A 9,305-nucleotide genomic window follows, 5' to 3' on the forward strand; every position below is an offset into this window, starting at 1 on the left:
ATCGACTACAATGAGCGTCGGCCGCATGGGTCGCTCGGGAACTTAACACCACAGGAGTTTGTCGAACAGGCGGCTCAAACCGGGCTGCAGGAGGCACCGAATTTCCAGCTTCCAGCGGTCTAGTTTCTGGGGAGGTCTCAACAGCACAGAAGAACTTCCAAGCCAGTGGTCTAGTTTTCGGGGGGAAGGTCAGATGTCCGTGCGATATTGCCCAAGTGATGAGCATCCTTCTTATTCAAAGTTCGTTTCAAATCAGCTGTCCCTTCTTGCCTCAGCGCCTGAGGTTTCATCTGTAGCATCCTGCCCTTTGCGCCATCATTCAGCGCTCTGAAGAATTGTTATCACCGTCTATTTGCGCATGAGTTGCGAGGGTGTGGTGAGCCTCGCTTGTTAGGCACAGGGTTTGATACATACAAACTCGCGGGCGAGACGTGGGGGATCGAAGGCGACTGCAGCAAGGTGTGCGTGGGGTGGCAATCCGATATTGGAAGCAATTGTCGGTGGCGTGTCAGCAGCATGAACTCAAGAGGGTGAAAACTTGATTGCAGGATCTGGGGGCAGCCATGAATGGAAGCTGTGGTGGACGAAAGCTTGGGCCCGTTACAGGCGCAATGGCGCTAAAATCAAAAGCGAGCAGAAAACCCTCTTGAATAGCCAATCGGCGAGGAAGAGGATTCAGATGGCCCAGAATCACTATTCGTGGCGAGTCGTTTGGTTGCTGAGCGTCCTGCCCGGGCTGGTTCCGTTAGCATGGGCATCGGTCGGTTTCGGGCAAACCACGTCAATTACGTCTTCCGGGCTGAACACCAATGTGGCCCTTAGCCCCAATGCGCCAGTGCCGACGTACAACATTACCGGTGGAACCAGACCGGGCAATGGCACGAACCTCTTCCACAGCTTTGGCGACTTCAGTGTTGGCACACATGACCGCGCTGTCTTTCAAAATGACTCCGGACTTTCGACGACGAATATTCTGAGTCGAGTAACGGGAGGACAGACCTCGAATATTTATGGGGCGATTCAGACGGCAGGGTTTGGAACTGCGGCCTTGTGGCTGATTAACCCGGCCGGCATCGTATTCGGCCCCACGGCCTCCCTCAATGTAGGCGGATCGGTGCACTTCAGCACGGCGGACTATTTGCGGCTTGGCAGCGGCAATGATCGCTTCTATGCCGATTTGGGCAAGACAAGCCAACTGACCAGCGCGGCTGTAACGGCGTTTGGATTCTTAAACTCCAATCCGGCAGCAATCGCGGTCAAGGGTAGCAACCTGGCCGTGCCCAATGGTCAGACTCTCTCATTAGTTGCGGGAAACCGCACATTCCCTGACCCCGTTACCCCAAGTGTCAACGTGCCCGCTGGAGTCACAATGACGGGGGGCTCCCTCTCTACTCCTGGCGGTCGGATCAACATTGTAAGCGTCGCGTCGGCGGGGGAAGTAGCTCTCAACAATTCGAATGGTCCATTTGCTCCGTCCACATTCGTGGGTTTCACGGATTTTGGAAGGGTCGTCCTCTCGCAGGGTGCGAGTGTGGACACCAGCACAAACCAGAGAATGCTAAATCCCAGTCAAGACGTGAACAATGTTCACGTGGCAGCCGGCCCTATTTACATCCGCGCTGGACAACTTCAGATGAGCGATTCGTCTCTAGAAGCTACGAGCCGAGGATTCGTTTTCGAAGGGAAAGACCGCTTTGATCCGAATGCTCAACTCCTTGATACCCATCCTGGTGGTGATGTACAGGCTGGTGGCGTCACGATCACTGCTGATCAATTTACCTTCACAAACAGTCTAATACAGACCGGATCCCTTCCGCCCGACTTGCCGCCGGGTTTTTTTAGTTTCGGTCAGGCCGGACTTGGCCTCGATAACCTGATAAAACCCGGCACGATCAACTTGAATGTGGGAGCTCTGGTTGCAGACGGCTCTCGGTTGGATACCGGCAGTTCACTTGAGCAAGCGGTGGCTGGTCGACTCAATATTCAGGGGATAGGGGAGCCAGCCCCTGAGGCCCGTCTTGTCAACCTGCAAGCTAGTACGATAAACGACCTGGTGGGTCTGGGGTCAGGTCGTGGGACAGGCGGTGGCGTTACCATTAATGCAAGAGAAGTTCTCATTGATCGGTCCACATATACGGGAGCTTCAGGCGATCAATTTGCCAGCGACTTTGTGATTGTGTCTTCGGACAGAATAAATATTCAAAACTCCACCTTAACGCATCCGGGTTTAGGAGCAGCTGGTGCGATGACTCTCAGCGCAGGAAATGAGATCAATTTATTGGCCACAATTCTTCAGACGACCAATAAATTTAGCATCGCGCCAGGGACCGTCACGCTGACGGCTCCGGTGATTACCATGCAGGGAGGAAAGATTCTTACGGATAGTAGCACGGCGGGAGCACCATCTATTACCTTTAATGTTGGAACTCTCAATATCAGTGCGCTCCAAACGGGCGCTACTATAGAACCCGCAATAGTATCCTCTTCAGGGATAGATAGCGGACCAGGTTTGTTTGGTGTCCCTGGAGTAATCACAGTTCAGGGCATTGCGGCAGAGGGGACTCCACCTCCGGCAACTCACGTGGTTCTTGACAATAGCCTCCTCAGTACCACGACCATCAGCGGGGGAGCTCCCAGTCGCACAAATATCTCCATAAGAGCACAAAACATTGATCTCACCAATGGAGCTCAAGTAACGGCGGACACGAGTGGCGTGGCACCAGCAGGAAATATTGTGCTGAATGCTGGAGGTGCCTTCAATCTCTCAAATGGTGCTGCAATATCAAGCAGCAGTACGGCTATTTTGCCTCAAGGCAGTATTCCTGGCGATGCAGGCGATATTACGATTGTCTCCGGTGACAGTATCTCTGTCGCAAACAGTAAGGTCTCTACCTTCGCGACCCAAGCCTCTGGCGGAAATATCACACTGACCGCTCCGAATATGGTGCGGCTCGTGAGCGCCACGCTGACGAGCTCGGTAGCTGGCCCCCCAGGATCCAATGGCGGCAATATCACCATCGATACTGCGCATCCTCAATTTGTCATCATGCAAGGCAACTCCCAGATACTGGCCAAGGCCAATGCAGGGCAAGGCGGCGCGATCACCATTATCGGTGGCGTGGTTCTTCAAGAGCCGGGGAGTGTGCTCGACGCAACGGCGGGACCAGCGGGGGTTAGTGGAACCGTCAACATCCAGGCTCCTTTTCAGCAACTGTCCGGGGCCATTGCTCCCTTGCCGCAAGCCTTTGCGGTGGCGACCAATCTCTATGGCCAGCGCTGTGCTGCCGAGAAGGGCGGGCAATTCAGCAGCTTCGTGCAGGGGGCACGGGATGGCGTGCCGCCGCAACCAGGCGACCTGATTCCGAGCCCGCTGCTGCTGGAGCTCGATGAGGCATCGTCTGGCACCGTCTTGCAGTCATCGCCTAACCTCGCCGCAATCCGTCTCGGATTGCCTGGGTTCGAGCAGACGCCGTATCGCAGCCTGACAGTGTTTTTCGGCTGCCGATCGTAAGGCACCAATGTGAGGCACCTGATCGTCAAGAGACAAGAGGAGCGGACCATCCATTACGCCACGGAGCATCAGCCTATGCCTTCCTCGCAGCCGAACAGCATGCAGAGAGGGTGGAGCGGTTGTGCCCGGGCCGTGTTCTTCCAACTCTTGATGCTGGTTGCCTGCAGTCTGTTGATACCTGAGCTTGACTATGCGCAGGTCGGCCTGCCCCCCGTGATCGATCCTTCCGGCCGATCCGGCCTTCCACCTCCGGTGGAACAAAAGAAACCCCTGCGTCCGGAGCAGCCTCCCACGGAGATTCTTCCTCCTGTACAACCTTCGCCGAGAGATCTCCGCGAGAAGGGTCCGCTGTTGCAGGTTTTTGTCCGACAGATCCATGTGGTCGGCAGCACGGTATTGTCACAGGAGGAGTTGGCCCAACTCACCGCTCCCTACGAAAACCGGGAGGTGACGACCGAAGACTTGGAGGAACTGCGACGGCACATCACGCTGGCCTATATCGATAAGGGCTATCCGAATTCCGGGGCTGTGCTTCCCGATCAAGCGGTGGTTGAGGGCACGATCACGATGCAGGTGATTGAAGGGAGGCTCAGCGATGTCAGAATTCAAGGCACCAAATGGTTTCGGCCGTCGTACCTCCGCGACCGCATTGAGCTGAGTGCGGGACCTCCGTTTAACATGAACCCGCTCCGGGACCGGCTCCAGCTGCTCTTGCAGGACGACCGGCTGCAGCGGTTGAACGCGGAACTGAAACCGGGCGCCGTCCCTGGTGAAGCCCTGTTGGATGTCGCGGTGCAGGAGGCGAATCCCGTCAGGGCCTATGTCGAGTACAACAATTACATCAACCCCACGGTCGGCGAAAATCAACTGCGCGGGACGATGGCCCATCGCAACCTCACGGGCCGTGGCGATGTGTTGAGTATGAGTTTCGGGGCTTCGGGTCAGGTTTCACCCGCGAAGATAGGCGTGTTCCCGGCTGTGGATGCCTCCTATGCGATTCCCCTCAACCGATACGACACCACTTTCTTTGCGGGCTACCGGTTTTTTAAGTTTAAAGTGGTGGAAGATCCGTTTCGGCCGCTCGATATCAAGAGCGAAACCCAGATCTTCACGTTGTCGCTACGCCAGCCGGTCTATCGCACGCTGAACGACGAGGTCACGATCGCGCTCGTGGGCGAATACGAGCAGAATGCCAATAGCCTCCTTGGCACCCCGTTCGACTTCGTCAACGGCATGAAGAACGGCTTCGGGAACGTCGCCGCGCTCCGCTTCATTCAGGAATGGACTCACCGGACGACGGAGTCCGTATTTTCGGTGCGCTCCCGTTTCTCCACGGGAGTGGATGTGCTGGGGGCGACCGTAAACGGAGCGCCGGGAGCGGCGGATGGTCAGTTTTTTTCCTGGCTCGGGCAGGCAGAATGGTTGAAGCGTTTTGAATCGCGTATCGAAATATTAAACTTTCTCAATATGCAGCTCGCCAATGACCACCTGTTTCCTCTCGAACAAATGGCGGTGGGGGGCCGCTACAGCGTGCGGGGCTATCGCGAAAATACCCTGCTTCGGGACAACGCCTTCGTGTATCAGTTTGAGACCCGTTTTCCTGTGTGGAGTTCAAGCGAAGGATTCCCTTACGTGCAGTTCTGTCCTTTCGCGGATGTCGGCCATTCCTGGTCGGCCAAGGGAGTGAGCGGCGATCCGCAAACGTTGGCGAGCGTGGGCGCCGGACTCCGGTTCAATATCAGCACGGTGGCAAATCTCAATGTGTACTGGGGAAGGCGTCTCGTAACGAGTCATGTCTCGAACCCTCATAACGGCTTGCAGGATGAGGGGGTGCATCTTCAGTTCGTGCTCAACGTGATGTAACCAGAGGGCTCCAGCCTGGGGTTGTGCATTTGAGCCGAGCCGCCTCGAGTACCCTGCTATTGTCGAGGTGAAGTGCGGGAAGCTGCGCTCGCGTATGATTCACCCTGCTGAATGCGCTGCAAGTGGGTAGGACTGGCTGCAAGCAGGGCCTGGTGGCCAAGCGGAACGCTGGTCGCCAGTTTGAGTCGAACTAGACAGCCCTGTTGGGACGCGACGGGAGAAAGTAGGCGGATGGACCATTTCATGCGCAGATTGTCTTCCCAGCAGGTCGTTGACTTTTCCTGGCAAGCCGGTTGCTGTAGACCATAACTGACTGTTGTTACCTGCGTCTCTTCTGCTCGCATTTCCTGCAATCGTTGGCTCACATCTGATACCCAGGCCTCGCCGATTACGAAACTATAGGCCTCTGTCCCACGCTCATCGCAATAGGCCTCCAGCGTCAGATGTGCGATCGGATCTCGATCAAGGAGCAGGGCGGTCGAGGCCAGGAGCTGGGCTGCTTCTGCCGCCACGATGGGATGGTCGTCGGCGAGGTAGAGGTCGCCGAGCACGGTGGTCCTGGTTCCTGAATGAAGGGGGGGCTGCCTGCGGGCGAGCGTGACAGAGCCTGCTCTCGCGCCGGTTATGGGACTGTCCTCCACCGTCGCCACGAGAAAACCTGTTTCGACCCGCGGAAAGTATCCGAATTCTTCCCTTATGAGATTGGCGTGAGTGTGTTCTTTTGGTGAAAGATATGCGAGGGAAGGCCATGTGGAGGAGGCGGTTAGGGTGTCTGCTCCGAGTGAAAAACGAGCCTCACTGATTGAATTCGAAAGCACGAACAGACCGATCAAGATAGAGATGCGGAAGGCAGGCATGGGAATAGAAGAGGAATTGCTCATCAGAATCCGTGAAGCGGCATGCTCGTCGGCGGGGGAGATCAAATGCCACAGGCAGCATCGCTCTCCATCAACTATAGCAGGCGATTTTCAGCTGGCTAGGAAGGGGAACCGAGGGAGACGAGTTCCGTTATGCTCGTGGGGGAGCATCAGACTGAGACAGAAAGTGCCTGCAGAAGGTGCGGTCGTGCGTTGAGTTACAACCAATTGTTAATCAACAGGAAAGGTGCCCACAAGCTGGGATGGCTTCGCTCGGGGTTTTTCAGCAGCGTGAGCTGCGCCTGTTGCAGTGCCATCGCTTTGGATGTGGCTGGGTCCTGGAGATTCTTATAGAACTCGGTGATGAGCTCGGCCGTGGCTTCGTCATCGATAAACCAGAGGGTCGCGAGGGCGCTTTTCGCACCGGCTTTGATCGCCATTCCTGCCAATCCTAAGGCTGCTCGATCGTCCCCGGCGGCCGTTTCGCAGGCGCTCAGCGTCAACAATTCGAGAGGCACCGTGCGCATCTCGAACAATCCCACGAGATGGCTCAGGCGATCCATCGTGATGCGGTCGTCAAAGGTGAGCACAAAACTCTTCGTGACGTCGCTCTCGACCTTGCCGTGGGAGGCAATGTGGATCATGTTGTATGGCTGCTCGTTGAGGTCATGTTCGACTTTCCTTGAACGAAACTCTTCATTCAGCACCTGTTTCCCACCGTAAATAGCCTGAACCGCCTTTAATTCATTGCCGACATAGGGCAACGCCGGAAAACCCTGCACCGCTTCGGTCAACCCCATGGAGAACAAGCGGATCTGCTTCCGGTTGAGCGGGCGCGGATCCGTGAGTGTCAGCCCCGGCGTGGTTGCCACCGCATACCGTTCAATCAAAAACTTCGTGCCGTCATGCAAGGGCCCCATCGGAATCGTCCGTAGCGGTCCGTCCGGTACAAAAACCAGTGTGGTGATGTGCGCATCGGTCAGGTCCGCCTCCATGGGGCGAATCAACCACTGATAGAGCTTCTGAGCATGGGGACGATAGGTGTTGTTGGAACGTTCTTCGAGGCCGAGTCTGAAGGCGCGTATTTCTTCCGTCAGCTGCTCGCCGGTCACCGGCACGATGAATTGTTTCAGTCCGGCCGGCATGCTCACGAGCAGCTCCATGCGGTCTGCCAGGATAATGGGATAGACGATAGCCGTGGACTTGGATTCCTGGGCCACCGCCGTACTCGTCGAACGGGCCGTCGCGACACACTCATCTCTGAAATAATCTTGCAGCTCCGCTGCTTTATAGAGCTCAACCGTGTCCTGCGCCTGCGTGAGCAGATGCTGGCGGGCCGCTAGATCAGGTGTGGACGAGGCTCGTTGCAGTAACAGATCTGACAGCTCAAAGAACAGATTGCCGGTCGTCTCGCGAAAGGAAAACCGGCGATTTTGGCCGCCCACCATGAACTCCGACCGGATGGGTTGCAACGTTTCAATCGCCCGCTGATAGGCCGCCATCGCCTCGTTGATCTGGCCTTTGCTCCGCAGCAGGCGGGCGGTCTGCCAGTGCCAACGGTATTGGGACTCCGGAGAGCTGACCTGTTGAGCGGCGAGGATGGCTCGTCTGGTCAGGTCCAGCGCCTCATCCGTGCGATGCTGCGTCTCATACAGATGACCCAAGTAGCCCCACCCGTAGGATTCATTCCGTGAATCCCCGATCTTGGTCGCGACCTGGATCGCATTCCAATAGGCCTCCGCCGCCAGGCGAAGGATGGGTGGGGCGGGCAAGGTGCCGGGCATTTTTTGAGGGGGCTGTTTATCAGGTGGAGGTGTGGTCGCAGCCGGCCCTTGCGTCGGAGGTGTCCCCGGCTGCAGTTCAACGCCCCGTGAACTCTTGGCCGCGAGGAGGGTCCGTTGCACCACATTTCTCGAAGAGACGTCGCCGATGCGAGGTTGGACAATCTCTTCATAGGCATCCCCAAGGCTGAGCCAGGCGTTGGCCTTGTCGAACGAGTCCGGCATGGAGGAGATTTCCTGTGCGGCGATATCCAAGCGCGCCTTGGCCGTGGTGAGTGACCCTTCTTGAATCGTGGCCCGGCCGGCATTGATCAGGGCGATGGTCGTCAATGATGGTTGGTGCGAGGCTTTTGCCAGGATGGACGATTCGGTGTAGGCCGCCACGGCAGAAGAGTATCGCCCGTCAGCGGTGAGAATGTTGCCCTGATCGTTCAGCATCGTCGCGGCAAGGGCCGAATTGTCGAGCGCTCTGGCTGAAGCGAGACCCTCTTCGATTGCCCGCAACGCCTGCTCATTGTCGCCCAGGGCAAATAAGACAGAACCGAGCCGCCCTTGGACAATGGCTTTGAGGAGCGGATCTCCGATTCGATCCGCGAGCTTGCCGGAATCAATAAGGATCGATCCCGCTTCCTTATAATGTCCGGCTTGATAGAGGGCTTGCGTGAGATTCACCTGCGCCTTGATTTGCTCCCGTGTGTTGCCGTCCCGTTCATAACGCCGGCCGGCCTCGGTCCAATACTGCATGGCTTGGGTGAAGGCCCCTTGCTGATAGGCGGATTGCCCCTGCTCCATCAGCTTCTCGGGAGAGACCGTCTCTTGTGCGAGCGCGCCTGGTGCCCAGGCCTGACCGGCAACTACGATGCAGACCAAGAAGATCGCAAGGAGCGTCATGGTTTTCATGTTGGGTATCACGTAAGATGCCGGGCTGTGAGAGGGGGGCGCTAGGGGTCTGTTGTGAACGGTTGGAGGTTCAAGCACCTTGGCCATGACGCAACCTCCTTCTTTCCCGGCCGATCGACAGCATCACGCGGATCTGCTTTCTACGGCAAGATGCCATCTGAAGAACAACACTTGGATGCCCGGCACGATTGTATCGGGAAGCCAGGACTGGTGCAATGGACATTGCCGGAGGAGAGAAGAAACCTGGCCATGATACGTGTATTCTGCCGCGGCATTCCTCGACAAGGAGAGCGGTATTGTCTATATTTTGTGGACTCCATTGGCGGCGTGAGAACGACAATAGTCTTTGCTGATTGACGGGGTAATGGGTGCTATATGAATAAGCTGTCTCCA

4 protein-coding genes are annotated in these 9,305 nt (G+C 56.7%); 2 read left to right on the plus strand and 2 right to left on the minus strand.

Translation table 11 applies throughout. From position 1 onward, the window contains the following. The first annotated feature begins 679 nt into the window (after nt 1-679). Nucleotides 680-3,511, plus strand: a complete 2,832-nt coding sequence (locus JNL86_00095; protein MBL8041300.1) for a filamentous hemagglutinin N-terminal domain-containing protein — start codon at nt 680-682, stop codon at nt 3,509-3,511. Nucleotides 3,512-3,586: 75 nt separating this feature from the next. Further along, nucleotides 3,587-5,374: a ShlB/FhaC/HecB family hemolysin secretion/activation protein gene (locus JNL86_00100; protein ID MBL8041301.1), complete on the plus strand. Its 1,788-nt coding sequence runs from the start codon at nt 3,587-3,589 to the stop codon at nt 5,372-5,374. 56 nt (nt 5,375-5,430) lie between these two features. Here the strand turns inward: JNL86_00100 and JNL86_00105 are convergent, their stop codons facing one another. Beyond that, nucleotides 5,431-6,024, minus strand: a complete 594-nt coding sequence (locus JNL86_00105; protein MBL8041302.1) for a hypothetical protein — start codon at nt 6,022-6,024, stop codon at nt 5,431-5,433. A gap of 425 nt (nt 6,025-6,449) precedes the next feature. Further along, nucleotides 6,450-8,912 (minus strand): CHAT domain-containing protein, encoded by a 2,463-nt coding sequence (locus JNL86_00110; protein ID MBL8041303.1) that lies wholly within the window; start codon nt 8,910-8,912, stop codon nt 6,450-6,452. Nucleotides 8,913-9,305: the final 393 nt, after the last annotated feature.

It is taken from the genome of Nitrospira sp. (genome assembly GCA_016788885.1).
Taxonomy (GTDB): Bacteria; Nitrospirota; Nitrospiria; order Nitrospirales; family Nitrospiraceae; genus Nitrospira_A.

Bases quoted from the DNA above. Each gene is read 5' to 3' on its own strand.
- JNL86_00095 (MBL8041300.1), top strand. From the start codon at position 680: ATGGCCCAGAATCACTATTCGTGGCGAGTCGTTTGGTTGCTGAGCGTC.
- JNL86_00100 (MBL8041301.1), top strand. From the start codon at position 3,587: ATGCCTTCCTCGCAGCCGAACAGCATGCAGAGAGGGTGGAGCGGTTGT.
- JNL86_00110 (MBL8041303.1), bottom strand. From the start codon at position 8,912: ATGAAAACCATGACGCTCCTTGCGATCTTCTTGGTCTGCATCGTAGTT.